Genomic DNA, 26,361 nt, shown 5'->3' with positions numbered 1-26,361 from the left:
GGGCTTTTTTTATTTTACGACGACATGGCCGATCGAAAAGAACCTTTTTTCGGCTTTGTATATTTCCTCTAAAGATCAGTAATTACCGTTATTAATTTTTAAATATTCTCGACCGAAGACTTGCAATATAATATCGACCAATATTTCGAGATAATCCATTAATTATTGAAAAAACAATACCCGAATGCTATTCTCCGTGCGTAGTCCAATATTTAGTCATTCATTTGTCTATCAATAACGGGGAAATTATGTTGAAGAAACTTGCTATCGCTGGTGCACTTGCCGCATGCTCGCTTGCCCAGGCCGAAGTACAGGAACTGAAGGTCGTTTACCAGGGCCTCTATGACGCCCATGCCGGGAAGTTCGATCTGACCAAGCGGCTGACGGCAAATTTCAATGTCGACGATCTGAACCAGGACGGCTCCTATTCGCTTTCCGAGGTTGTCAGGTTCGAATTCGAATCGATTACCTACAGTGGAGAATGCTCTGACGGCTCGTTTGGCTGGTGGAGCTGTCTCAACAGCTTCTCGTACACGCCGGGAAGCAATCCATCCTTCACGGCGTCGATGCGTGTAAGTGACGAGCTGTATCCGTGGAGTGAACGTATCGTTGCCGGTGAGTACTATGAGTATCAAAGCGCGCGCTGGGCCGACGAGCGCTGGGAATGGACATCGGCAACTGAAACCTATGTGGTTCCCGCGAATGTAACGGTACCGCTGCCCGTCCCGGAACCCGCGCAATACGGCATGCTGGCCGTTGGCTTGGCCGGCATGCTGGCACTGGCGCGCCGCCGCCGCTGATCGACTGCAGGCGCCAGCCCGCGATACGGCTGACCGCAGGGCTCTTCCTGCAGTTTCAGCCCCGCCAGAACAAGTCATCCAGAAAGCCCCGTGTCCGGTGGAGACGGGGCTTTTTCATCGCGCGAACAAGCACAACCGCAAAACAGTCAGGCCGACGCCCACTTCCCCTCGTACACCGGACGGCCTTCGTCGAACTGCAATGTGGCGCGGATCGAGCGCAGCGCGGTGACGGGTGCCAGCGCGCAGTCGACCTGGGCCAGCAGCGCCTTGCCGACGGCATCCAGCAACGGTTGCGGGCGGCCGGGAGCGATGCGCAGCAGCAGGTAGAGGAAGGCGCGGTCGTCGGCGCCATCGGCCACCGCGGCATACGGCGCCGGATAGGCGAGCACGCGGGTGCCGGTCAGCGGGAAGACGGAGTTGCCCGTCTCGTCCTGGAACTGCGTCAGTGTCCGGCACAGCACGTTGCACAGGGCCTGCATGTCGACATGGCCGTCGAGGTTGCCGGTGTATTCGATTCTCAAATGGGGCATGCGAAGGGTCTTCCGGTCAATTCCTGTTGGTGGTGGAACCGCGCAGGATCAGCTGCGGCTCGATCAGCGTAAACGGTTCCGTAGGGCGGCCGGCGATCGTGTCGAGGAGCTTCTCCATCGCCGCCACGCCCATCCGCTCGCTGTGCAGGTCGACGGTGGTCAGCGGCGGCGATGTGTAGTTGCCGTACACGATATTGTCGACGCCGGCGACCGAGATGTCGGCCGGGATGCGGAAGCCCAGCGTCTGCGCCGCCTTCATGAAGCCGAGCGCCATCAGGTCGTTGTAGCAGACCAGCGCATCCGGGTGTTCGGCGCCCAGCATCATCTCCGCGCACAGCCGCTCGCCCTCCTGCGCGGACGGCGACACGGTATCGTACACGGCCAGCGCCAGCCCGTGCGCGGCCAGGCACTCGCGGACGCCGCCCATGCGCTCCTCGTCGCGGCGCGATTTTGAAAACCCCATGTAGGCGAAGCGCTTGTGTCCCAGCGTGACCAGGTGGCGCGTCATCATGTAGGCGCCGCGGTGGTCGTCGCTGGCCACCGTGGGCAAGGTCAGGCGCGGCAGGCGGCCGAAGAACACCAGCGGCTTGTCGAGACCGGCCAGCCATTCCAGCTCGGCGTCCGGCATGCGCGAAAAAATGATCAGGCCGTCGACCCGGCGCGACAGCGCTTCGAGCAGGGCCCGTTCGCGGCCGGGGTTTTCCTCGGTATCGACCAGCAGCACCGTGTAGCCGTGCTCCTGCGCGACCCGGTTGGCGCCCTTGACGATACTGGTGAAATGGGGATTCGTGATGTCCAGCACGGACAGCCCGACGGTTTTCGTCTTCCCCGTGATCATCGATTGCGCCAGCGGGTTCGAACGGTAGCCCAGCTGGCCGATCACCTCGGTGATGCGGGCTTCCACCGCCGGCGAAAACCGCTGCGTGCCGTTGATGAATTTCGAAATCGTGGCGGTCGAGACGCCGGCGGCGGCGGCCACGTCGCGAATGGTCGGGATGGGTTTTTTCATGTCGGGATCGCCAGGGGTGCCGGCGATCTTAACCCGCAGGCCGACAGTAAGGCAATCGCCGGGGCCGAATCCGTAAAACGTTTAACTTCGTTTTACCAGGAACGGCTGTCCGGCACGCTTTCCGGAAAGCGTGCCGGACGCCATGCTCACCGGCCGGCGGAAGCCGGCATGCAGGTGGCGGGTGCGGCGCCCTGCGGCACCGCCGAGAAGCGGAACGTCGTCACCGACCTGAATTCCTGCCCCGGATACAGCGCCGTGGTCGGGAACGACGGCTGGTTCGGGCTGTCCGGCAGATGCTGGGTCTCGAACGCGAAGCCGTCGTACTGCTGGTACGGCCGGCCGCTGCTGCCCCGCTCCGTGCCGTTGAAGCCGTTCCCCGTGTAGAACTGGGCCGATGGCTCGGTGGTGAGGATTTCCAGACGCCGTCCACTGGCCGTCTCGTCGATCACGGCGGCCCGCGCCAGCGTGCCGGCCGGCTGGCCGAACACATAGCTGTGATCGAAACCGCGCGGCGCAGCCAGCGTGCCTTTCGGCTGCGCCAGCAACGGCGCGATGTCGGTCGGCCGGCGCAGGTCCAGCGGCGTGCCGGCCACCGGCGCCAGTTCGCCGCTCGGCAGGCGCTGCTCGTCGGTCACCGCATAGCGCTCGGCGGCGATGCAGAAACGGTGCGTCTGCAGGCCGCCGCTGCCGGCGCCCGCCAGGTTGAAGTAGCCGTGGTTGGTGAGATTGAGAACGGTGGGCTTGTCGGTGCGCGCCGCGTATTCGATCGAGAATTCGTCGCTGGCCCGCTGCAGCCGGTAGGTGACGTCGATCGTCAGCGTGCCGGGAAAGCGCTGGTCGCCGTCCGGGCTGACCAGCGTGTAGACGGAGCCGATCGATGCCCCGTCGGCGAAATCGCGGCGCTTCCACACCCGCTTCTCGTAGCCGTCCGGCCCGCCGTGGATGGTCATGCCGCGGGCGTTCGGGATCAGTTCGACCGTCTTGCCGTCGAGCGTGTAGCGGGCGTTGGCGATGCGGCCGGCAAAGCGGCCGATGACCGCCGCGTGCTTCGACTTCGAGCGCTCGTAGGTGGCGAGATCGGGCAGGTCGAGGATCACGTTGGCGCGCCGTCCGGACCGGTCGGGCACGGCGGCGCCGGTGATCGTGGCGCCGTAGTCGATATAGGACAGCGTCATGCCGCGCGTATTCGTCAGCGTGACCTGTTCGATGGCCTGGCCGCCGGCCAGGACGCCGAAGGGCCGCACCAGAATACCCTGATGGGTATCGGTGCAGCCCCCGTCGGCCGCGGCGCCGGCCAATACCAGCGCCAGCGCGGCCGTTGCGATGGATGGACGAATCATGGGTCCCTTGTTACAGATCCGTGATTTCCTTGTGCTGCGGTACCAGCGTCTTCATCAGGAACCAGGCCAGCAGGTATGCCACGGCGCACAGCGTGAACATGATCATGTAGCCGGTGGACAGGCTGCCCTGCGCACCGTAGTAGTCGAACAGCCAGCCGCCCAGCTTCGACACGGCCACGCCGCCCAGGCCGCCGGCCATGCCGCCGATGCCGACCACGGAAGCCACGGTACGCTGCGGGAACATGTCGGATACGGTGGTGAACAGGTTGGCCGACCAGGCCTGGTGCGCCGAGGCGCCGATGCCGATCAGGATCACGGGTACCCAGAAGCTGATCGAGCCCAGCGGCTGCGCGGCCAGCACCACCAGCGGGAACAGCGCGATCACGAACATCGCCTTCATCCGGCCGTCATAGGGCGAGTAACCCCGGTTCATGAAATAGGCGGGGAAGTAGCCGCCGCCGATACTGCCGAACATGGTCATGCTGTACAGCACGGCCAGCGGGACCACGATGTCCGCCGGGCCCATCTGGTATTCCGACGCCAGGTATTTCGGCAGCCAGAACAGGAAGAACCACCAGATGCCGTCGGTCAGGAACTTGCCGCCGGCGAACGCCCAGGTCTGGCGGTACGTCAGCAGCTTGGTCCATGGCACCTTCTTGGCGCCCACCGGGGCCGCCGCGGTGGCGCCCGTGCCGGAATCGCTGCGCACATAGGCCAGTTCCGCCGCCGACAGTTTTTTCTCCGGCGAGTCGAACATCAGGTGCCAGAAGATCATCCAGATAAAGCCGATGGCGCCGATGGCGATGAAGGCGGCCTGCCAGCCCCAGTGGATGGCGATCAGCGGCACCGTCAGCGGTGCCAGGATCGCGCCGACGTTGGCACCGGAGTTGAAAATGCCGGTGGCAAAGGCGCGTTCCTTCTTCGGGAAGAACTCGGCGGTGGCCTTGATGGCGGCCGGGAAGTTGCCCGCCTCGCCGACCGCCAGCACCGCGCGCGAGATGATGAAGCCGACGATGGAGGCCGGCGCGGCCACCATGCCGAGCGCACCCATCGCCGTGCCGACCGCATTGCCCATCGGTACCGAGTAGGCATGCAGGATGGCGCCGCCGGACCAGATGGCGATCGCCCACATGTAGGCCTTCTTGGTGCCGAGCCTGTCGACGATCGGGCCGGCGAACACCATCGACAGCGCATAGACGAACTGGAACGCGGCGGTGATGTTGGCGTAGTCCGAGTTGGACCAGTTGAATTCCTTCGAGAGCTGCGGTGCCAGCAGCGAAAGCACCTGGCGGTCAAGGTAGTTGACGGTGGTGGCAAAGAACAGCAGCGCGCAGATGGTCCACCGGTATTTACCGGCGGGTGCGGCGGCGCGCTGGCCAGCGCCTTGCTGGCTTACGGGCTCGTTCAGCTTCATAGGGATCACTTGTATAGGTTATGGTTTGATCTCTCTCGGTCTCCAGCGAGATCAGCAGCAGCACCAGGCGCGGGGCCAAAGTTGTATGTCATCGTACAACCTAACAGGACGTTAAGCAAGCAAAAACCCCTGCCTTTCGATCACTGGCCTGACCAGTTCCGGGCCCCGGCTTTCATGGCCGGCCGGCGCGGCATTACCGCTTTTCGGTGCATTTCCGCGAAAACAAGTGGCATTACATATTTACAAGCGAACCGGTGACAATAAGACATCCGACTCGATAAAAGCAAGATAACGGCGTTGCTGATTCACAACAACTATCGTTATTTTCCGCCAGGTGCAACGTCCTGATATCGCGCAAGTCCTTAATTTCCAAGGGGAAAATATGCTACTGTAGGGCAACTCCCCCCGTTTTCCTCCCATCATGAATTTCACAGCGCTGATCCATCTGTTCTCGCCGCCGGACGATCCGTCGCTGCTGCAATACGGTATTTACGATCCCATGCTGGTTGTCCTGTCCGTGCTGATCGCGATTTTCGCGTCGTGGATGGGCCTGTACATTGCCGCCCACCAGAGCGCGTCGCAGACCAGGGGCTTGCGCGCTGCCGCGCTGATGTCGGGCAGCCTGGCCCTGGGTGCGGGCATCTGGGCCATGCACTTCATCGGCATGCTGGCCTTCGATGTCTGTACCGGGACCCAGTACGAACCCCTGCTGACCGGCCTGTCGCTGCTGCCGGGCATGGCCGCGTCGGCGGTTGCCCTGTCGATTACCCGGCGCGAACGGCTGACGCGCGGCACGCTGCTGCTCGGCGGCGTGCTGGTCGGTGCGGGCATCGGTGCCATGCATTACAGCGGCATGGCGGCGATGCAGACGGCGCTGACGCTGTATTACGATCCGCTGATGTTCGCCCTGTCGATCGTGGTCGCCGTGGTGCTGTCGACCGTCGCGCTGGGCGTGCGTTTCGGCCTGCGCGAGCGCGCACGCCAGCTGTCGTCGCGCCAGCGCCTCGGCATCAGCGCAGTCGTCATGGGTTGCGCCATCACGGGCATGCACTACACCGGCATGGCGGCAGCGCGCTTCCATGGCACGCCGCCCGTCATCGCCCTGCCGGACGACACCGACGAGATGGCCCTTTCCGTGACGCTGATCACCGTGATGTTCACGCTGGGCGTGATGGCCGTGCAAGGCCTGCTGCGCTACCGCGAGATGTACCTCAGCCTGCTGCAGAGCGAAAGCTCGATGCGCGCGCTGCTGACGACGACCGTCGACGGCGTCGTCACCATCGACCAGCAGGGCGTCATCCGCGATTTCAATGCTTCGGCCGAGCGCATCTTCGGCTGGCGCCGCGACGAGATCGTGGGCCAGCCGGCCAGCATGCTGATGGCCGACCCGGAGGCGTCGGAACAGCACGGCCTGCTGCGCTGCATCCGCACCGGCGAGATGCATCTTGCGCGAGCCGGGGAGGAGGTGATGGGCCGCCGCAAGGATGGCTCGGAAGTGCCGATCCGCAAGGCGCTGGGCCATGCGAAACTGATCAAGCGTAACCTGTACGTGCTGTTCATTACCGACATCAGCGAGCGGCGCGCCATCATGCAGGCGCTGCGCGACAGCGAACTGCAGTTCCGCTCCCTGATCGGCAACATCCCGGGCATCTCGTTCCGCTGCCGCGTCGAACCAGGCTATCCCCTCGAATTCATCAGCGACGGCGTGGAATGGGTCAGCGGCTACCCGGTATCGGATTTCATCGGGCCGGACGCGTGCCGCACCTTCGCCGAACTCGTTTCGCCGGCCGACAAGCCGCGCGTGCAGGCCATCTTCAACCTGTGCGCATCGAACGGCGTGCCATTTACCGTCGAACACCGGATCCGGCACGCGGACGGCACCTGGCGCTGGGTATGGGCGCATGGCGCGCTGGTGCGCAACGACGACGGCTCGCCGCGCTGGCTGGACGGCGTGGTGCTCGACACCACGGAACGGCGGCAGATGGAGGAAGACCTGCGGCAGGCGAAGGAAAAGGCGGAACAGGCGGCAGCGGCACGCGCCACCTTCGTGGCCAACATGAGCCACGAGATCCGCACGCCGATGAATTCGATCCTCGGCTTTACCGACGTGCTGCTCGATACCGACCTGAAGCCGGAGCAGCGCGGCCACCTGGACACGGTGCGCAATGCTGGCCGCGCCCTGCTGCGCCTGCTGAACGAGATCCTCGATACCGCCAAGCTGGAAAAAGGCGCGGTGCAGCTGGAGCTGGCCGACTACAACCTGCTGACGCTGATCGACGAACTGTCGTCGACCTACAATACGACGGCGCGCGCCAAGGGCCTGGCGCTGAACATCGCGTTCGCGCCGGAGCTGTCGCCCTGGCTGCACGGCGACGAACTGCGCATGCGCCAGGTATTGACCAACATGCTGGACAACGCAATTAAGTTCACCGCCGCCGGCAGCGTCACGCTGTCGGTCGCGCCGGATGGCGGCAAGCTGCGGATCGCCGTGAAGGATACCGGCATCGGCATCGCGCCGGACCGCCTGGCCGCGATCTTCGATCCGTTCACGCAGGCCGATGCCTCGATGACGCGCCGCTTCGGCGGCACCGGTCTGGGCACCACGATCAGCAAGCAGCTGGTGGAGCTGATGGGCGGGCGCATCTGGGCCGAAAGCACGGCGGGCGAAGGCTCCACCTTCCATGTCGAACTGCCGCTGGTGCCGGCGCTGGCGCCGCAACAGGCGCTGGTGCCGCGCCAGCGCCAGCGCGTGGCCTATGAGCTGCCGCCGCTGCGCGTGCTGGCGGCGGACGACGTGGCGCAGAACCTCGAACTGCTGGCGCTGTTGATGGGCAAGCGCGGCCACACGCTGACGCTGGCGCACGACGGTGCCCATGCGGCCGAGCTGGCGGCGCGGCACGACTTCGATGTGATCCTGATGGACGTGCAGATGCCCAATGTGGACGGGCTGGCCGCCACGCGCATGATCCGCGAGGAAGCCGCCCGCAGCGGCCGCCCGCGCGTGCCGGTGGTGGCCATGACAGCCAGCGTGCTGGAGGCGCACCGCAAGGCCAGCACCGCGGCAGGCATGGACGGCTTCGCCTCCAAGCCGGTGGACTGGTATGCGCTGTCGCACGAGATTGCCCGCGTGCTGGGTCTGCATGCGGTGGGCGCCGCCTCCAGCCTTCACAAGGCCAGCGACGTGCAGGTACTGAACCGCGTGGCCGGCGCCCAGCGCTGGGGCGGCAGCGCCGAACAGCACCAGCTGGCGCTATGCCGCTTCGATACGGATCACGCGCTCAGCGCGCGCCAATTGGCGGCGCTCCATGAAACCGGCGACGATGCCGGCCTGCAGGCCCAGGCACACCGTGTGCGCGGCGTCGCTGCCAACCTGGGACTGGAACAGCTGGCTGCCACGCTGGCCGAGATCGAGAAGGCCGGCGCCGGCGGCAGCGATGCGGTGCCGGCGCAGCCGTCCCCGCTGCTGGCACCACTTTTACTACGTTACGCCGCCGAACTCGACCTGGCCCTGGCCGCCGTGCGCATGCAGGACTGCCCCGGTCCGGTGGCGGCGCCCTGCGTTGCCGCGGCCGGTGCCGCGGTGCCGCTCGATGCCACTGCCGTGCGTACGGCCGCCGAGGCGCTGCAGCAATCGCTGGCACGTGGCGCGCTCGACGATGCCGCGCTGGCTGCCCTGTTCCAGGCGCTGCACGGCCACGTGCCGCCGGCCACGCTGGCACCGCTGCAGATGGCGATCGACGACTTCGACTTTACTTTGGCCGAGACCAGGCTGGCGACGATGCTGGAAACGGTCTTGGATATGGCTACGGAAAACACCCCATGAAACAGAATGCCCACCTGCCGCTGATCCTCGCGGTGGACGACGAGGCCAGCAACCTGCAACTGCTGCGCCAGATCCTGCAGGACCACTACCGGCTGCTGTTCGCCAAGGATGGCGCCCGCGCGCTCGAGCTGGCGCGCCAGGAACACCCAGACCTGATCCTGCTCGACGTGATGATGCCGGGCATGACGGGCCACGAAGCGTGCCGCACGCTGAAGGCGGATCCGGACACGGCGGGCATTCCCGTGATCTTCGTGACGGCGCTGACCGATCCCGACGACGAAGTACGCGGCTTCGACGCCGGCGCGGTCGACTACATCACGAAGCCGGTCAGCGCGCCGATCGTGCGGGCACGGGTACGCACCCACCTGTCGCTGGTGCGGATGGACGCACTGAAGGACAGCCGCCTGCAGATCGTGCAGCGCCTGGGCCTGGCTTCCGAGTACAAGGACAACGAAACGGGCATGCACGTGATCCGCATGAGCCATTACGCGCGCCTGCTGGGCGTGGCGGCCGGCATGAACGAAGCCGATGCCGACGACCTGCTGCATGCGGCGCCGATGCATGACGTGGGCAAGATCGGCATCCCCGACCGCATCCTGCAAAAGCCCGGCCCGCTGGATCCGGACGAGTGGGAAATCATGAAAACGCACGCCACGATCGGCGCCGACATCATCGGGGAACATCCGCACGGCATGCTGAAGCTGGCGCGCAATATCGCCCTGTCGCACCACGAGAAATGGGATGGCAGCGGCTATCCGGCAGGCCTGGCCGGCGAGGATATTCCGCTCGAAGGCCGCATCTGCGCGATTGCCGACGTGTTCGACGCGCTGACGTCGGAACGCCCGTACAAGAAGGCCTGGCTGGTGCAGGACGCGGTGGAATTACTGCTGAAGCAGCGCGGCGTGCACTTCGATCCGCGCCTGGTCGACCTGTTCGTGGAACGGCTGCCGGCGATTTTGGCGATCAAGGAGAAGTGGGCGGAAACGCCCTTGGCGGTCGCGGCCTGACCTTCGTAGAGGTCGCGGATGACGGTCGAGCCGCAGGGGACTGTCCCCGCATGGGGACTGTCCCCGGTTTTATGCGCGCGTACGACGAATCTGAAACCGGCGTCGGCCCCGCAAAGAAAACTGGTGAACTCCCACCATCGCCCCGTTGTTGCGCTGCACGTTCGGGAATTTGCAGACCGTTGCGGTGGCAGGGAGTCCGGGATCCATCTTAGCGATGCATGGGCTTGCTGCTTTGATCCAAGTCAAACCACGCGCCGCTATGGGGAACTCTTTGCAACCTCGGAATACAGCGCGGCATAATCGGCCGCCATTTTTTCCGACGTAAACAACTCGCCATAGCGCGCGCTGGCGCGCTGCCCCATCGCCTGCGCGAGCGCCGGATCTTCCCACAGCGTGCGCATCGCGTTGCCGAATGCCGCCGGGTCGCTCGGCGGCACCACCAGGCCCGTTTCGCCGTCGATATTGATGTAGCTGGTGCCGGTGCCGATCTCGCTGGAGATCATCGGCTTGCCGTACATCGCTCCTTCCAGCAGCGAAATGCCGAATGCCTCGGAACGCAGGTGCGACGGGAATGCCATCGCGTAGCACAGCGTCAGCAGCGCGACCTTGTCGTGCTCGTCGACGGCGCCGAGGAAGCGCACCTGCTTCAGGCCGAGGCGCCGCGCATGTTCCTTCAGCTCGTTCTCGATCGGCCCGGCGCCGACGATCACCACCGGGTATTCGCAGCGCGCCAGCGCATCGAGCAGGATGTGCAGGCCCTTGTAGTAGCGCAGCACGCCGACGAACAGGAAGAAGCGTTCGCCCACTTCGGCGCGCCAGTGCGCCAGCCGCTCGGGCGTCGGCTGCGGATACGTGTTGCGGTCCAGCCCGAACGGAATCGCCCGCACCTTGTCGCCATAGCGGCGCAGCACGTCGGACGAGGCAAAGTAGTTCGGCGAGGTGGCCACGATGCCGTCGACGTCGGCAAGGAAGCGGTGCATCAGCGGCGAGTACAGCTTCAGCAGGGTTTTCTGCCGCACGATGTCCGAATGGTAGGTCACCACCGACGGCTTGTTGACCCGCGCCAGGAAGTGCGCCAGGTCGCCGAACGGCCACGGGAAGTGGTAATGCACCAGGTCCACCGAGCGCGCCAGCCGCGCCAGCGCGCGGATCGCGGAAAACGACATCGCGTTCGAGGCGATCTCGATATCCTGCGGCACGCGATGCACCACGTGGCCGTCGATTTCCATGCGTGCGGGGCCGCCGTTGCGCGTCAGCGTCAGCACCTCGTTGGTAATGCCGAGGCGTGCCGTGCCCACGCAGATCTGGCGAATCGCCTGCTCCACGCCGCCCCAGGAATCGGGGTAATACGTCTTGTAGAAATGGAGAACGCGCATTGTCAGCCCTTCAGCACCGATTCATACAGGGCGGCTGTCTTGCGCGCCGTTTCCCGCCACGTCAACTGCACCGCGCGCACCCTGCCGGCGGCAATGCAGCGCTGGCGCAAGGCTTCGTCGCGCGCCAGTTCGAGCATCGCCGCGCCGATCGCGGCGACCGACAGCGGATCGACATCGATCGCCGCGCCGCCCGTCACTTCCGGCACCGACGTGGTGTTCGACGCCACCACCGGCACGCCGGATGCGAAGGCTTCCACCACCGGGATGCCGAAGCCCTCGTACAGCGAGGGGAACACGAAGATTCCCGCGCCGGCGTACACGTAGCGCAGTTCGTCGGTGCTGGTCAGGCCGCTGAGCCACACCACGTTTTCGCCATGCTGCTGCGCGGCCTTGATCTGCGCGACGAGTTCCTCGCTGCGCGCCCCGGCCGCACCCACGATCACGAGCTGGCGCAGGGAGCGCACGCTGGCCGGCAGGCCGAGATAGGCCTGCAGCAGCGCACCAATGTTCTTGCGCGGCTGCAGCGTGCCAACGGTCAGGAAGTAACCGGGCCGCAGGCCGTGCCGCGCCAGCGTGGCGGCGACCTGCGCCGGATCGGGCGCATCGAGCCATTCCTCGTCGACACCGCACGGCACCACGCTGATGCGGCGCTCGTCGACGCCGAAGCACTGCACCAGTTCGGCGATCGTGTAATGGGTGTGGGCGATCACGTGATCGGCCTTGCGCGCCGCCCTGGCCTGCAGCCAGTTCTTCACGCCGCGCCAGTTCGGATTGCACCATTCGGGGTGGGAAATCGGCAGCGCATCGTGCAGCGTGGCGACGATCGGCCGGTCCATGCGCACGATGCGGTAATCGGTGGAGTGGAAAAGATCGACGTCGACGTGTTCGCGCGCGCCCGGCAGTGAAGCGGGCCACACCAGGTCGCGCAGGGTCGCCAGCGGGAACGGGCGCGGCATCGGGCGGCCGACCGAGAGCCGCTCCGCCGGACCGAACGAGCGGGCGTCGACGGCCACGCCGGCACGCGGCAGCTCGCGCAGCAGCGCGCGGCTGTAGATGCCGATCCCGTCGAGGTGGCCGCCGGTGAGGGCGGGTTCGGTCGTGGTGGCGGAAATGCCGACCTTCAGTGTCACGCCTCGTACATCCAGCGCAAGGTCTGCTCCAGCGGCGGCGGATCGATGGCGCCGACCACGCCTTGCAGGCGCGTGTTGTCGCCAGTCAGGCGCACCACTTCGTTGGCGCGCACGAAGGCCGGATTGACGTGCACGTCGATCCGGTAGCCGGCGATCGCGCCCATCATGTCGAGCGCCTCGCCCAGCGAATACGCCTTGCCGGAGCAGACGTTGAACGTCTTGCCGATGGCGGCGGGGCCGGCGGCGAGCAGGTGGCGGTAGCTGGCGGCGACCACGCGCACGTCGGAAAAATCGCGCCACACGTGCAGGTTACCCAGTTCGATGCGTGCCTCGCGCCGCTTGAAGTGCGACACGATCTTCGGCAGCAGGAAGTTCTCGGCCTGGCCCACGCCGGTGTAGTTGAACGGCCGCACGAAGATCAGCGGCAGGCGGTCCATCCACAGGCGGGCCATGTATTCCATCGCCAGCTTGCTGACCGCGTAGTCGTTGGCGGGAGCGGCCGGCGTATCCTCGCCGATCACGCCGGCGTCGGCATTGCCGTAGATGTTGGCGGACGATGCCAGCAGCACCGCTGCGGGTTTCTTCGGCGCCGTGGCTAGCGCTTCGAGCAGGTTGCGCGTGCCGGTGACATTGACGCGGTAGATCTGCTCGACGTCGCTGTGCGCGACGAAGGCGATCGCGGCCAGGTGCACCACCACGTCGGGCTGCAGCGAATGCACCGCGGCGGCCAGCGCCGCGCGGTCGGTCAGGTCGACAGCCACGTTTTCCGCCCCATGTTCGCCCGCCGTGCTGGCCAGGCCGATCACTTCGTAGCCGGCGGCGCGCAGTTCCTCGGCCACGTAGCGCCCCGTGAAACCGGCGATGCCGGTCACCAGCGCGCGCTTGCCGGCGCCTTCGCGGGTGGCCGACAACAACGGTAACGACAACTGCGGCGCCGCGGCCATGTCAGAACGAGAAGCCGGCGGTGTTGCGGCGCAGGTCGGCCTCGACCATCATCTGGCACAGCTCTTCCAGCGTGGTCTTCGGCTCCCAGCCCAGTTCCGTTTTCGCCTTGGTGGGGTCGCCGATCAGCAGCTCGACTTCGGCCGGGCGGTAGAATTTCGGGCTGACGCGCACCAGCACCTTGCCGGTCTGCGCATCGTGGCCGGTTTCGTTATCCGCGCTGCCCTGCCACTCGATCGCGATGTCCACGGCCTTGAACGCCATCGTCACGAAATCGCGCACGGTCTCGGTGCGGTTGGTGGCCAGCACATAGGTATCCGGCTGGTCGGCCTGCAGGATGCGCCACATGCCTTCCACGTATTCCTTGGCGAAGCCCCAGTCGCGCTTGGCATCCAGGTTGCCCAGTTCGAGCACCTCGAGCTTGCCCAGCTTGATCTTGGCGACCGAGTCGGTGATCTTGCGCGTGACGAATTCACGGCCGCGCAGCGGCGATTCGTGGTTGAACAGGATGCCGGACGAGCCGAAGATGCCGTAGGACTCGCGGTAGTTGACCGTCATCCAGTGCGCATACAGCTTGGCCACGCCATACGGGCTGCGCGGATAGAACGGCGTGTCTTCCTTCTGCGGAATGGCCTGCACCTTGCCGAACATTTCCGAGGTCGACGCCTGGTAGAAGCGGATCTTCGTATCGACGATGCGGATCGCTTCGAGCAGGTTGACGGCGCCGATACCGGTGATCTCGGCCGTGGTCACCGGCTGTTCGAACGACACGCCGACAAAGCTTTGCGCCGCCAGGTTGTAGATTTCGTGGAACTGGCCATTCTGCAGCAGGCGGATCGACGACGACAGGTCGGTCAGGTCGTGCTCGACCAGCTTCAGGTTCGGGTGGTTCTGGATGCCGAGTTCCTCGATGCGCCAGAAATTGACGGAACTGGTGCGGCGGAACGTGCCGGTGACTTCGTAACCCTTCTCGAGCAACAGCTGCGCCAGGTAAGCGCCATCCTGACCGGAAATGCCCGTGACCAGGGCGCGTTTCGTATTTTTCATAATGATCGGGTGTTCAAGAGGTTGACGAAGAAGCCCGATATTGTAACAGAGGCATGACATCGGCCCGCCGGTGCCGGCGGGCCGTATTACATCAATTACATCTTGTTACAGCGCAAGTTTTCACACGCGGGCGCCGCGCGGCCAGGGCCAGCAGGGCCAACCCCGCCGGCATCAGCAGCGCCACGGACGGTTCAGGGATCGGCGCCGGCGAGATCGTCAGCGTGGTCTGGTCGGCCCATACGTACTCGCCAGTCGGCCCTCCCCATTCCTGGATATCCCGGAAACCCCAGTCTTGCCCCGTGTTGGCCCAGAATTCAAAGTAGCGCGTCGAACTGGTGACGATCGCACGGCCCGAGAAGTTCAGGGTCCCGTCCAGCCCGTAGGAAAACTCACTGACCCAGCATTGATAATCCGTCCCCGACGAGTGGCTGTTGCAATCCGGGCCAGTAGGATCGACGAATGTGCGACCTCCTGCGGACAGGTACACCAGTTCCGAGTACGCGATGGTGCCGTCTCCGTTCGTGTCCCGGCCGGTGAAAAGGCCACTGAACTTGCGGTCAGGCAGAAACGTGCCGGACCAGGCATCATTAAATCCCTGATAGGTAAATTCCCACGTGGTCATTTGCGCGCTGGCACAGGCGGCTGCAGCAAGCAGCAATGCGCCCAGCCCGAGTTTTTGTGGCTGCATTTCGATCCTCCTTGATGATGTTCGAGAGATGGCTACCAGGCCCGGCAGTCATCGGCCATGACACCAACGCATGTCAGCGCAGGCAGCGGCTGCGCCGCTGCCACCGGCCCAGGCCCCACAGTGCCGCGCATCCGGCGGGCAGCAGCAGCGCGATGGAAGGCTCGGGCACGGGCTGCGGCGAGATCGCGAACGTGGTTTGTTCGGTCCAGGCGTAACGGTTGTCCCAGTAATTGCCGAAGGTGTCGCCGTAGTCGCCATGGGCCTCTCCCGTCACCACCCACGCCGTCCACGCCGACATCTCGGCCCCGACGGAATGACTGCCTGCAAACACCAGGTTGCCCGACAGCGAGTAGGCAAACTGGTCGACGCGGCAGCTGTAGCCCGCGGCGCCGTCGTATCGGTTGCAGCTGATGCCGGTAGGGTCGATGTAGGTCGTGCCGCCAGCGCTGAGGTAGACCAGTTCGTCGCGCGTGATGATGCCGTTACTGTTGCTGTCCCGGCCGGTGAACAGTCCGCTGAACCGCCGGCCGGGATCGAGCAGGCCGGTCGAGTCGTCGACAAACCCCTGGTACGAGAATTCCCATGTCGTCAGCTGCGCCTGGGCGCCGGCCGCGTGCGCCAGCAAGAGCGCAAATAGCCATTGCGCACCCAGCCATTGTTTTTGCATGCTCATCTTTTTCTCCACTTGAATGTGTGAAGGCGCCCATCAGCAGCGCCACGGTCCCTGCCGCGGAACGTTTCGCTCAGCGTCTCGACTGGCCCGAACGTTCCCGTGTGGCCGTTGGCGAAGCCCTGGCAGGTGAAATGCCAGGTGATGTCCTGCGCATTGACGCAGGTGGTGACAGCTGCGAGCACGGCGGTACATAACAGTTTTTTTGCATGGCCTCCTCCGTTCGACGATGTGGGTGCCGGGAATCCGGCCTCATCATTCTCGCAACAAAGGCGCCAAACTAGCGCCGGGAATCAGTGCTGACGAGCTGACGAAACCACGGAAAAAACGGTCGCATGCAATCGGCAAGCGGCTGCCGGAAGCGATGTTCTGGCGATGTTCTGGCGATGTTCTGGCGATGTTCTGGCGATGTTCTGGCGCCGTCGCAGGCCGGTGTGAGCGGCAGGCGTTCAGCCCAGTCCGAATCCGCGGGCCATCGCGGCCGCGGCTACCGGGATGATGGCGAAGACGTGGATTTCCGCCAGCTTGCGCCGGCGCACGGCGTTCAGCTCCTCCGCTGGAGGCGTAAAGCCGGCATCGGCCTTCAGCGCTTTCTGCCACGCGAGAATGCGCACCGTGGGCTTGATCGACAGGATGCCGACCACGGCAAACGCGCCGACCTTGATCCAGAAGACGGGATTGTCCAGGTAAAAATCCGCGCCCTTCGGGCCATGGAAGACCCTGCCAAAACCGGCGACGAGGATCGCCAATGCCAGCAGGCCGTAGAACGTGTCGAAGCGCCCCAGCAGTTTCACCGTGTGCGGCGACATCGACGTGGGCCGCAGCAGCGCCAGTTCCGCCGCCAGCACGGCGGCGATGCCGAACACGATCAGGTGGTGGACGATGGCCAGGATGAGGTCTGTCATACCAGAAATATTCCACGAGAACCGGTGTCTGTCACCGGTTTTTTTGCAATGTTTCCAGAAAACCGGTGTCTGTCACCGGTTTTCTGGAAACTTGCGGGCGAAAAAAAAGCCGCCTTGCGGCGGCTTTCGGAGGGCGATCAGCGAGGATCAGTTATTGCGCTGGGCGACCACGTCGACGACGCACAACGCCGTCATGTTGACGATGCGGCGCACGGTGGCCGATGGGGTCAGGATGTGCACCGGCGCGGCGCAACCCAGCAGGATCGGACCGATCGCGATGCCGTTGCCGGCCGCCGTTTTCACCAGGTTGTAGGCGATGTTGGCGGATTCGATGTTTGGCGCCACCAGCAGGTTCGCATCGCGCTGCAGGGTGGAATCCGGCATCAGCTTCTTGCGCAGCTTCGAATCGAGCGCGGTGTCGCCGTGCATTTCGCCATCGACTTCCAGGTCCGGCGCGCGTTCCTTGATCAGGGCCAGCGCGGCGCGCATCTTCTGCGCGGACTCGTTGTTGGACGAACCGAAGTTCGAGTGCGACAGCAGCGCGGCCGATGGGTGCAGGCCGAAGCGGCGCATCTCTTCGGCGGCCATGATCGTGATCTCGGCCAGCTGCTCGGCGGTCGGATTTTCGTTGACGTGCGTGTCGACCATCACCAGCTGCCGCTCCGGCAGCACCAGCACGTTCATCGCCGCATACACATTGGCGCCCGGGCGCTTGCCCAGCACCTGGTCGATGTAGTGCAGGTGCAGCTGGGTAGTGCCGAAGGTGCCGCAGATCATGCCGTCCGCATCGCCCTTCTTGATCATCATCGCGCCGATCAGGCTGTGGCGGCGGCGCATTTCCAGCTTGGCGTATTCCTCCGTCACGCCCTTGCGCTTGGCGAGGTCGTAGTAAGAGGTCCAGTAGTCGCGGTAGCGGTCGTCGTAATCGGGATTGATCACGTCGAAGTCCACGCCCTGCTTCAGGCGCAGGCCGAACTTCTGGATGCGCGATTCCAGCACGGCCGGGCGGCCGACCAGGATCGGGCGCGCCAGGCGCTCGTCGACCACCACCTGCACGGCACGCAGCACGCGTTCTTCTTCGCCTTCGGCGTAGACGATGCGCTTGGTGTCCGGGCTGGTGATCTTGGCCTGCGCGAACAGCGGCTTCATGAACGTGCCGCTGCGGTAGACGAACTGCTGCAGGCTGTCGGCATACGCTTCCAGGTCCTTGATCGGACGCGTGGCGACGCCGGATTCCTCGGCGGCCTTGGCCACCGCCGGCGCGATCTTGATCAGCAGGCGCGGATCGAACGGCATCGGGATCAGGTACTCGGGGCCGAACGACAGGTTGGTGAAACCATAGGTCGTGGCCACCACGTCGGACTGCTCGGCGTGCGCCAGGTCGGCGATCGCATGCACCACGGCGATTTCCATTTCGCGCGTGATCGTGCTGGCGCCGCAATCGAGCGCGCCGCGGAAGATGTACGGGAAGCACAGCACGTTGTTGACCTGGTTCGGGTAATCCGAACGGCCGGTGCAGATGACGGCGTCGTCACGCACGGCCTTCACGTCTTCCGGCAGGATTTCCGGGTTCGGGTTGGCCAGCGCCAGGATGATCGGACGCGCCGCCATCTGCTGCACCATGGGCTGCTTGAGCACGCCGCCGGCGGACAGGCCCAGGAAGATGTCCGCACCGGCGATCACTTCGCCCAGCGTGCGTGCGGTGGTGTCACGGGCAAAGCGTTCCTTGTCCGGATCCATCAGCTCGGTGCGGCCCTGGTAGACCACGCCGGCCAGGTCGGTCACGAAGATGTTCTCGATCGGGAAGCCGAGGTCGACGATCAGGTCCAGGCAGGCCAGCGCGGCCGCGCCGGCGCCGGAAACGACCAGCTTGCATTCCTTGATGTTCTTGCCGACCAGGCTGATGCCGTTCAGGATCGCCGCGCCGACGATGATCGCGGTGCCGTGCTGGTCGTCGTGGAAGACGGGGATCTTCATCCGCTTGCGCAGTTCGCGCTCGATGTAGAAGCACTCGGGCGCCTTGATGTCTTCCAGGTTGACGCCGCCGAAGGTGGGTTCCAGTGCGGCGATGATGTCGATCAGCTTGTCCGGATCCTGTTCGTTGATCTCGATGTCGAACACGTCGATGCCGGCGAACTTCTTGAACAGCACGCCCTTGCCTTCCATCACCGGCTTGGATGCCAGCGCGCCGATATTGCCCAGGCCCAGCACGGCGGTGCCGTTCGAGATCACGGCGACCAGGTTGCCGCGCGCGGTGTATTTATAGGCGGCGGCCGGGTCGACGACGATTTCCTCGCAGGGCGCGGCCACGCCCGGCGAGTACGCCAGGGCCAGGTCGCGCTGGTTCGTCAATGTCTTGGTCGGGGTCACGCTGATCTTGCCCGGCCGCGGAAACTCGTGGTATTCGAGCGCCGCCAGACGCAGTTGTTGCCGCAATTCTTCTTTCTTGTCAGATGACGAATCCATTGCCTGCTGCCTTCCTGTGCTGTCTGAAATCCTTTGATTCTAGCAGACCGCATTCCTGGCCAAAGTAGGTATTTTTACCAACGGCCGGGTTACCACCGAATTTTCTATCGGAAAATCTTCCGTTATCCGCTTGCGCTATCAAAAATGCTTCCCGTGTCCCGCAAAGCCGCATGCCGCGCGGCATTGGTCCTTATCGCACGTATGTAAAGACATTATTCAGCGTATCGGCCGGATCGTTCAACTGGCGGAAAGAGGCACGCGATACTTGGCAGAGTTTCAATTATTTCTTTACATAAACCAAACGTTCTTCTAGACTAATGCTTCTCTGGATTCTCATTATCGGAAAGGGTTGCGGATGCGGGCCAAGTTCTGGCGTACGTGCTCCCGCGTAGCGGGTGTGGTTTTCCCCGTTTGCACGGTCGCACTGTTCTTCACTCCGCAGCGATCCGTATGGGAACTGGCGTTATCGGTCACGGCCGTCACGGCCGGCAGCGCATGGATCTATGCGCGCCGCGAGCCACGGCGCGTCATGGCGCGGGCGATGCGCCGCCGGTAGGTTTCCGGTGCCGTTACAATGACGGCATGCTCTCCGAATTCGACCTGATCAAACAGTATTTCGTTCGCCCGGCACGTGCCCCGCAGCTCCAGAGCCGGGTCCAGCTGGGTATCGGCGACGATTGCGCGTTGCTGGGCATCGCGCCCGGCCAGTCGTTCGCGATTTCCTCCGACATGCTGGTCGAGGGCCGCCATTTCTTTGCAGGCGAAGATCCGCGCCGCCTCGGCCACAAGAGCCTGGCCGTGAATCTCTCCGACCTGGCGGCGATGGGTGCCCGGCCGGCCGGCTTCACGCTGGCACTGGCATTGCCGGCCGCCGACCGCGACTGGCTGGCCGGCTTTTCCGCCGGGCTGTTCGCGCTGGCCGATGCGCATGACTGCGAGCTGATCGGCGGCGACACGACGAAGGGCCCGCTCAATATCTGCATCACCGTGTTCGGCGAAGTGGTGCCGGGCCAGGCACTGCGGCGCGATGCGGCCCGGCCGGGCGACGATATCTGGATCTCCGGCACGCTGGGCGACGCACGCCTGGCGCTGGCCGGCATGCGCGGCGAAGTGGCACTGGCGCCGGACGCGCAACGGCAGGCCGAGGCGCGCCTGCACTTGCCGGCACCGCGCGTGGCGCTGGGCCGGCTGCTCGCCGAAAACGGCCTGGCACGCGCCGCGATCGACATTTCCGACGGCCTGGTGGGCGACCTCGATCACATCCTGGAACGTTCCGGGGTCGGCGCCACGCTGGACATCGACGCCTTGCCCGCCGGCCCGGTGCTCGCCACGTGCGACATCGCGCTGCGCCGCAACTACGCGGCCGCCGGCGGCGACGACTACGAGCTGTGCTTCACCGCCGCGCCGGAGCAGCGGGCGGCCATCCTGGCGGCCGGCGCCGCCAGCGGCACGCCGGTCACGCGGGTCGGCCGCATCGACGCATCGCCGGGCCTGCAACTGACCGATGGCCAGGGCGCGCCGCTCGAGCTGCGGCTGGCCGGCTTCGACCACTTCGGCAGCCAGTAAGCGCCGTCAGCGTCCCGGCAAGGCCGTGTGATCCTCGCCGGGCTGGCCGGCCTGCTTGCCGCTGCCGTGCATCAGCCAGTAATGGTGGAAGGCCAGGCGGATGTTGTCGCGCAGTTGCACGTCGTCCCACGGCTTGGTGTAGAAGCGGTAGATCGCGCCCCGGTTGATCGAATCGAGCATCGCTTCCAGCCCCGTGTAGCCGGAGAGGATGATGCGGATCGTGTCCGGGTACATGTCCTTTACCTTGCTGAGGAATTCGGTACCGCTCATCACCGGCATGCGCTGGTCGCACACGATCACCTGCACCGGATGCAGCGCCAGCAGGTCGAAGCCCTCGGTGGGCGAGGATGCCGTCAGTATCCGGTAGCCGTCGCGCCGGAACAGCCGGTGCAGCGACGACAGCACGTTGACGTCGTCGTCGACGATCAGCAGCGTCTGCGGTGGCTCGGTCGCCAGGTTCGGGTCTGGCGGCAGCGACTTGCCGCCCTCCACCAGCTCGCCGAACGCCGCCACGTTCAGGCCGCGGCTGAAGAAGAAGCCCTGCACCTCGTCGCAGCGGTTGCGGCGCAGGAACTCGAGCTGCGGCCGCGTCTCCACGCCTTCCGCCACCACGCGCAGCTTCAGGCTGTGCGCCATGCTGATGATGGCCAGCGCGATCGCCGCATCGTTCGGGTTGGTGACGATATTGCGCACGAAGGCGATGTCGATCTTCAGCTTGTCGATCGGGAAGCGCTGCAGGTAGGCCAGCGATGAATAGCCGGTGCCGAAATCGTCGATCGCGACTTTCACGCCGAGCAGGCGCAGCTTGGTCAGCACGTCGATGGTGCGTTCGGCGTTCGACATCAGCGCCGTTTCCGTCAGCTCCAGCTCCAGCAGATCCGGCGGCACCTGGTGGCGCTCGAGCGCTTCCTTCACTTCCCGCTCCAGGTCGCCCTCGATGAACTGGCGCGACGCGACATTGACCGCCACGTGCACCGGCCCCACCGGCGACGCCATCCACGCCGCGATCTGCCGGCACGCCGCATCGATGATCCAGTTGCCGGTGCGGACGATCAGGCCGGTATCCTCCAGCACGCCGACGAATTCGGCCGGGTACACGGTGCCGTGACCGGGCCGGTTCCAGCGCAGCAGCGCTTCCGCGCCGGACACCCGCCCCGTCAGCAGGTTCACCTTCGGCTGGTAGTGCAGCTCGAGTTCCTCCTGGTCCAGCGCGCGGCGCAGCGCCATTTCCAGGTCGAGCCGCGCCAGCACCTGCACGTTCATGCCCGCCGTGAAGAAGCGGTAGGCGTCGCTGCCCGCTTCCTTGGCCTGGCTCATCGCCGTGTTGGCATATTTCACCAGCGTTTCGGGATCGGCCGCATCGTCCGGATACACGGCGATGCCGATCGAAGCCGTCATCGTGGCCTGGTGCCCGCCCAGCTGGAACGGCGAGCGCAGCGCCTCGCGCACCTCGTTCGCCACCAGCAGCGCGTCCTGCTGGTCGCGCTGCATCGTCAGGATCAGGCCGAACTCGTCGCCGCCCAGCCGGCCCACCGTGTCGCGGATGCGTGCCGACTGCACCAGGCGCCCGGCGAACTCGCGCAGCAGCTCGTCGCCCATCGCGGCGCCCAGCGAGTCGTTGATGTTCTTGAAGCGGTCGAGGCCGATGAACAGCACGACGATGCGCCATTCCTTGTCGCGCGCCAGGTCGATCGCGTCGCCCAGCGTGCGGTAGAACAGCGTGCGGTTCGGCAGGCCCGTGAGGCTGTCGTAATGGGCCGCATGGCGCAGTCTTTCCTCGGCCAGGCGGCGCTCGGAAATATCGCGCGCCACGCAGATCAGCGTGCGCTGGATCTCGCGCGCCGGGACCGGCACCAGCGCGCTATCCCGTGCGCTATCCCGTGCGCTATTCCGTGCGCTATCCCGGCCGCTTTCCTGCGTTATTTCGTGCGGATTGTGCTGATTGTGCTGTACTTGCCAGTAGAGCTCAACCGGCACCGTGGCATGGTCGTGCCGCAGCAGCTCGGCTTCGAGCAGCACCGGCGCACGCGCGTCCGCGCCGGCACCGGGCACCGCATCGGCATGGTGGCGCAACGACTCCGGACTGCCCAGGCCGATGCGCGCCGGCTCCTGCGCCATCAGTTGCTGGCGCGAGTAGCCCAGCATGCGGGCGGCGCCATCGTTGACGTCGACGAAGTGCATCGATTGCGGGTCGATCAGGAAGATCGCGTCGGCCGTCGCGTCCATGGCCGTACGGAAGCGCTGCAGGTCGGCGGTGCGCTCGCGTACCGTGCGCTCCAGCACGATGTTGTGGAACCTCGCTTCGCGCTGCATCAGCCGCACCTCGATCAGGTTGCGGATCCGTGTCAGCACTTCGACCGGGTCGAACGGCTTGCTGACGAAGTCGCGCGCGCCGGCATCCAGCGCAGCCTGCTTCTTGTCCGGCTCGGCGGTCACCACCAGCACCGGCAGGTAGCCGTCCGGCTCCAGCGGGCGCAGCGCCGCCATCACGGCAAAGCCATCCATGCCCGGCATCTGCAGGTCGAGAATGATGATGTCGTAGTTATATTGTTCGTGCCACGCCGCCACCACGCGCGGATCGGTCGTGGAACTGACGTGCGTGTAACCTGTCGATTGCAGCAGGTATTCCAGCAATTGCACGTTGACGGGCTGGTCGTCGACGATCAGGATGCTCGCGTTCTGGATATCGGCCCGGCTGATCATGACTCCTCCTTCTTTTCCGCCAGCAGCTGGGCCTGCCGCTCGCCGGTAGCACTGCCATTGCCGTTAGTGCCGTTGTTACTGTTAATGCCGCTGTTACTGTTAGTGGCGCTGTTACTGTTAGTGCCGCTATTACTGTTAGTGCCGTTATTACCATCATTGCCGGCATTGCCGGCATTGCCGGCATTGCTGTCATCGCCGGCCGTCCCCATCGTGCTGTTGATGGCTTCCGTGAATTCGTCGATATTGATCGGCTTGATCAGGTAACGGAAGAATCCTGCCGCAATTCCCCGTTCCACGTCGCGCGGCATCGCGTTGGCTGTCAAGGCGATAGCCGGGATCCCGGCGGTGCGCGGGTCGGCGCGCAACTGGCGCAGCACGTCGAACCCGTTCATGCCCGGCAGGTTAATGTCGAGCAGGATCACGTCCGGCAGGTGGGCGCGCGCCAGTTCCAGGCCCAGCTGGCCGTCCGGCGCCGACAGCAGCCGCAGCTCGGGCCGGAAGCGGATGATTTCCTGCACCAGCTTCAGGTTGGCCGGGTTGTCCTCCACGTACAGCAGCGTGACGCTGTGGCGCCCGGGCGCCGCCGTGCCGGGCGCCGCCATCGCCGGGACACGGGTCGCCGGTACCGGCACCGGCTCGGTCGTCTTCAGTTCGACCCAGAACATGCTGCCCACGCCGGGGCTGCTGGTGACGCCGATCGTGCCGCCCATCAGTTCGACGAGGCGCTTGGTGACGACCAGGCCGATACCGCTGCCCTCTTCCGCGCCGGCTTCCTGGCCGAGACGGTTGAACGGCTGGAACAGCATGCGCACCTGTTCCGGCCGCAAGCCCATGCCGGTGTCCTGCACCGACACGCGCAGCAGCCCGGGGCCGGATGGGGCGCAGTCGAGCACCACCGCACCGCCCTCGCGGTTGTACTTGATCGCGTTCGAGAGCAGGTTCAGCAGCACCTGCTTGAGCCGCGTGCGGTCGGCCGTCACGTTCGCCGTGCAGCGTTCCGGGAACAGCAGGCGGATGCCGCGCTCGGTGGCCAGCGGCACCATCATCGCCTCGCACTCGCGCAGCATTTCCGGCAGTGCCACCGGTTCCATCGACAGCGCCACCGCGCCGGATTCGATCTTGGCCAGGTCGAGGATCTCGTTGATCAGCGTGAGCAGGTGCCGGCCCGACTTCAGGATGTGCTGGGCGAATTCCTTCTTTTGCGCCAGCGTCGACGGCAGCTTGTCCGACGTGAGGATCTGCGCGAAACCCAGGATCGCGTTCAGCGGCGTGCGCAGCTCGTGGCTCATCGACGACAGGAAGGCCGACTTGGCCTGGTTCGCGCTCTTGGCTTCTTCCATGGCCAGCGCCAGCTCGCGGTTGGCCATTTCCAGCTGCAGCGTGCGTTCGTGCACGCGCTGTTCCAGCTCCTGGTTCAGCCGCATGACTTCCTGCTGCGCCTCGCGCCGGCGCTCCGATTCGCGGGCGATTTCGCGGTTCGAGGTTTCCAGCTCGCGCTTGCGGCCCTCGATATCGGCCAGCATCTGGTTGAACGAACCTGCCAGCTCGGCCACCTCATCCTCGCCCAGCCGCTCGGCGCGGCGCGACACGTCGCCGGTAGCGATCACGTCGCGCGCCACGTCCGCGATCGACAGGATCGGCCGCGTGATCACGTCGTTCAGCCGCCGGGTGACGAGCCAGGCGCAGATCAGCGCCAGCAGGCCGGCGACGATGCCGATCACGATGTAGTCGAGGAAGCGCTCCAGCACCTCGTAATCGGCACGCAGGTAGACGGTGCCCAGCACCTCGCCATTGTCGGCGATGGGCTGGAACAGGTACAGCTTGCCATCGTCGATGCGAAAGCCTTGCGGCCCCGGCGCCGCCGGCACGCCACCCTCGCCGGAGCCGGAAGACTTGCCCGCTGCCGCGTAGCGCGCGACCAGCCGGCCACGCGCGTCGTAGATGGCGCCCGCATCGACCTGCGGCCGCAGCCGCAGCAACGCCAGGTTCTCGTGTGCCAGGCGGTCATCGTCGAACGACAGCGCCGGCGCGCTCATGTGGCCGATCAGCTCGGCCTGGGTGGTCATGTCGTCGGTGATCGTCTGTTCGTAGACGTGCAGGTCGTAGGCGACGATGGTGCCGATCGATACCAGTACGGTCGGCAGCATCACCAGCGCGATCACGCCGAGCAGCTTGGTGCGCAGCGAGCGCAGCCTGATCATGATGCCGCCCCCGGGCGCACCTGCTCCTGCATGCCGTCCTGCACGCGATAGGCTACCGACAGCAGCCGTGCGCTGATGCGCAGCTGTGCCGAAGCGGCCGCTTTCAGCGACACCTCGAAGCGCACGCGCTGGTCGGCCAGCAGGAAATTGATGACGCTGCCCATGCCATGGACATGGTCGCTGTCGGACACCGTCAGTACCGGCCGTTCGCGGCAGCCGTCGAGCATGCCCTGCGCCGCTGTCCGGTCCCGTGCGCCGACGAAGGCGATGTGCGGCGCGCGCTCGCCACCCACCGCGTAGTCCTTCTTTAGTTTGACCACCTGCAGCGCGCGCCCGTTGATGGTGCGACCGGTGACCGTGCGCTCCAGCGGCGCGGCCAGCTCGTCGGCGCCATGCAGGCCGATCACGAGCGGGCTGTCGGCACGCACGAACGCGTGCGCCGGCCACTCGACGAAGCCGCCGAACCGGTACAGGAACGCCGCCTTGACCTGGCGCTCCAGCTCGCCATCCGCCCGGGCCACGGGCATGCCCGCCGCCAGCGCGGCGGCCAGCCATTGCCTCCGGGTGAGCTTTCCAGTTTCCACGTTGCCGCGCCCGCGTGTTTGATTGCCTCTATTCTATCGTCCAGTTCCAGGCAGCGCCGCATCTTTGCCCTGCCAGCCGCGGCGCCAATACGGACCCGACAACTTTTTTCCCGCACGCGTGGCCGGCAGCCGATGCCGCGCGCTAGAATGAACCCGGACA

19 protein-coding genes are annotated in these 26,361 nt (G+C 65.3%); 4 read left to right on the top strand and 15 right to left on the bottom strand.

Annotated features, from left to right (window positions below; translation table 11 throughout):
• Positions 1 to 248 precede the first annotated feature (248 nt).
• A complete protein-coding gene (locus FHS02_RS06480) occupies positions 249 to 800 on the top strand; it encodes a PEP-CTERM sorting domain-containing protein (protein WP_137314815.1) in 552 nt (183 codons plus the stop codon).
• Positions 801 to 946: 146 nt separating this feature from the next.
• Here FHS02_RS06480 and FHS02_RS06475 read toward each other — a convergent pair whose 3' ends face one another.
• The 4 genes from FHS02_RS06475 to FHS02_RS06460 all read right to left on the bottom strand — a co-directional run bounded on the left by FHS02_RS06475 (position 947) and on the right by FHS02_RS06460 (position 5,093).
• A complete protein-coding gene (locus FHS02_RS06475) occupies positions 947 to 1,330 on the bottom strand; it encodes a 5-carboxymethyl-2-hydroxymuconate isomerase (protein WP_137314816.1) in 384 nt (127 codons plus the stop codon).
• 16 nt (positions 1,331 to 1,346) lie between these two features.
• The gene (locus FHS02_RS06470; protein ID WP_137314817.1) at positions 1,347 to 2,339 is read right to left on the bottom strand and encodes a LacI family DNA-binding transcriptional regulator; all 993 of its coding nucleotides are present in this window, start codon (positions 2,337 to 2,339) and stop codon (positions 1,347 to 1,349) included.
• A gap of 146 nt (positions 2,340 to 2,485) precedes the next feature.
• A complete protein-coding gene (locus FHS02_RS06465) occupies positions 2,486 to 3,679 on the bottom strand; it encodes an aldose epimerase family protein (RefSeq protein WP_137314818.1) in 1,194 nt (397 codons plus the stop codon).
• 10 nt (positions 3,680 to 3,689) lie between these two features.
• Positions 3,690 to 5,093 carry an MFS transporter gene (locus FHS02_RS06460; protein ID WP_137314819.1) on the bottom strand — a complete coding sequence of 468 codons (1,404 nt, stop codon included), beginning with the start codon at positions 5,091 to 5,093 and terminating at the stop codon, positions 3,690 to 3,692.
• A gap of 421 nt (positions 5,094 to 5,514) precedes the next feature.
• Between FHS02_RS06460 and FHS02_RS06455 the strand changes: the two genes are divergently transcribed.
• Both FHS02_RS06455 and FHS02_RS06450 read left to right on the top strand, forming a co-directional pair.
• Entirely contained in the window at positions 5,515 to 8,916 is a 3,402-nt protein-coding gene (locus tag FHS02_RS06455; protein WP_137314820.1) for an MHYT domain-containing protein, read from the top strand.
• On the top strand, positions 8,913 to 9,923 hold the full coding sequence (locus tag FHS02_RS06450; RefSeq protein ID WP_137314821.1) for a response regulator: 1,011 nt from the start codon (positions 8,913 to 8,915) through the stop codon (positions 9,921 to 9,923). The genes FHS02_RS06455 and FHS02_RS06450 overlap by 4 nt, the downstream gene beginning before the upstream one ends.
• A 257-nt stretch (positions 9,924 to 10,180) precedes the next feature.
• Here the strand turns inward: FHS02_RS06450 and FHS02_RS06445 are convergent, their stop codons facing one another.
• The 8 genes from FHS02_RS06445 to FHS02_RS06410 all read right to left on the bottom strand — a co-directional run bounded on the left by FHS02_RS06445 (position 10,181) and on the right by FHS02_RS06410 (position 19,147).
• Positions 10,181 to 11,299 (bottom strand): glycosyltransferase family 4 protein, encoded by a 1,119-nt coding sequence (locus tag FHS02_RS06445; protein WP_137314822.1) that lies wholly within the window; start codon positions 11,297 to 11,299, stop codon positions 10,181 to 10,183.
• A 2-nt stretch (positions 11,300 to 11,301) separates the two neighbouring features.
• Positions 11,302 to 12,429 carry a glycosyltransferase family 4 protein gene (locus tag FHS02_RS06440; protein ID WP_229422245.1) on the bottom strand — a complete coding sequence of 376 codons (1,128 nt, stop codon included), beginning with the start codon at positions 12,427 to 12,429 and terminating at the stop codon, positions 11,302 to 11,304.
• Positions 12,426 to 13,373 (bottom strand): NAD-dependent epimerase/dehydratase family protein, encoded by a 948-nt coding sequence (locus tag FHS02_RS06435; RefSeq protein WP_137314823.1) that lies wholly within the window; start codon positions 13,371 to 13,373, stop codon positions 12,426 to 12,428. The genes FHS02_RS06440 and FHS02_RS06435 overlap by 4 nt, the downstream gene beginning before the upstream one ends.
• Position 13,374: 1 nt before the next feature.
• Positions 13,375 to 14,418: a GDP-mannose 4,6-dehydratase gene (gene gmd / locus FHS02_RS06430; protein ID WP_137314824.1), complete on the bottom strand. Its 1,044-nt coding sequence runs from the start codon at positions 14,416 to 14,418 to the stop codon at positions 13,375 to 13,377.
• Positions 14,419 to 14,509: 91 nt separating this feature from the next.
• On the bottom strand, positions 14,510 to 15,106 hold the full coding sequence (locus FHS02_RS06425; RefSeq protein ID WP_137314825.1) for a hypothetical protein: 597 nt from the start codon (positions 15,104 to 15,106) through the stop codon (positions 14,510 to 14,512).
• A 73-nt stretch (positions 15,107 to 15,179) separates the two neighbouring features.
• The gene (locus FHS02_RS06420; RefSeq protein WP_137314826.1) at positions 15,180 to 15,779 is read right to left on the bottom strand and encodes a PEP-CTERM sorting domain-containing protein; all 600 of its coding nucleotides are present in this window, start codon (positions 15,777 to 15,779) and stop codon (positions 15,180 to 15,182) included.
• A 446-nt stretch (positions 15,780 to 16,225) separates the two neighbouring features.
• Positions 16,226 to 16,681 carry a DUF2214 family protein gene (locus FHS02_RS06415; protein ID WP_137314827.1) on the bottom strand — a complete coding sequence of 152 codons (456 nt, stop codon included), beginning with the start codon at positions 16,679 to 16,681 and terminating at the stop codon, positions 16,226 to 16,228.
• A 147-nt stretch (positions 16,682 to 16,828) separates the two neighbouring features.
• A complete protein-coding gene (locus FHS02_RS06410; RefSeq protein WP_137314828.1) occupies positions 16,829 to 19,147 on the bottom strand; it encodes an NADP-dependent malic enzyme in 2,319 nt (772 codons plus the stop codon).
• 582 nt (positions 19,148 to 19,729) lie between these two features.
• Between FHS02_RS06410 and thiL the strand changes: the two genes are divergently transcribed.
• Positions 19,730 to 20,713: a thiamine-phosphate kinase gene (gene thiL / locus FHS02_RS06405; protein WP_137314829.1), complete on the top strand. Its 984-nt coding sequence runs from the start codon at positions 19,730 to 19,732 to the stop codon at positions 20,711 to 20,713.
• A gap of 6 nt (positions 20,714 to 20,719) precedes the next feature.
• Here thiL and FHS02_RS06400 read toward each other — a convergent pair whose 3' ends face one another.
• Genes FHS02_RS06400 through FHS02_RS06390 form a run of 3 tightly spaced genes read right to left on the bottom strand, consistent with a single transcriptional unit; the run spans position 20,720 to position 26,201 of the window.
• Positions 20,720 to 23,416 (bottom strand): EAL domain-containing protein, encoded by a 2,697-nt coding sequence (locus FHS02_RS06400; RefSeq protein WP_137314830.1) that lies wholly within the window; start codon positions 23,414 to 23,416, stop codon positions 20,720 to 20,722.
• Positions 23,413 to 25,617 carry a sensor histidine kinase, YfiR-like protein-associated gene (locus FHS02_RS06395; RefSeq protein WP_137314831.1) on the bottom strand — a complete coding sequence of 735 codons (2,205 nt, stop codon included), beginning with the start codon at positions 25,615 to 25,617 and terminating at the stop codon, positions 23,413 to 23,415. The genes FHS02_RS06400 and FHS02_RS06395 overlap by 4 nt, the downstream gene beginning before the upstream one ends.
• Positions 25,614 to 26,201 carry a TOL_0243 family YfiR-like periplasmic protein gene (locus FHS02_RS06390; protein WP_137314832.1) on the bottom strand — a complete coding sequence of 196 codons (588 nt, stop codon included), beginning with the start codon at positions 26,199 to 26,201 and terminating at the stop codon, positions 25,614 to 25,616. Before FHS02_RS06390 ends, FHS02_RS06395 begins: the two co-directional genes overlap by 4 nt.
• Between the last annotated feature and the right edge of the window lie 160 nt (positions 26,202 to 26,361).

The sequence above is a fragment of the Pseudoduganella umbonata genome (assembly GCF_014192225.1).
GTDB lineage: Bacteria > Pseudomonadota > Gammaproteobacteria > Burkholderiales > Burkholderiaceae_D > Rugamonas > Rugamonas umbonata.
Note: the sequence above shows the minus strand (reverse complement) of the source record. Positions and strands in the feature narration are given on the sequence as shown.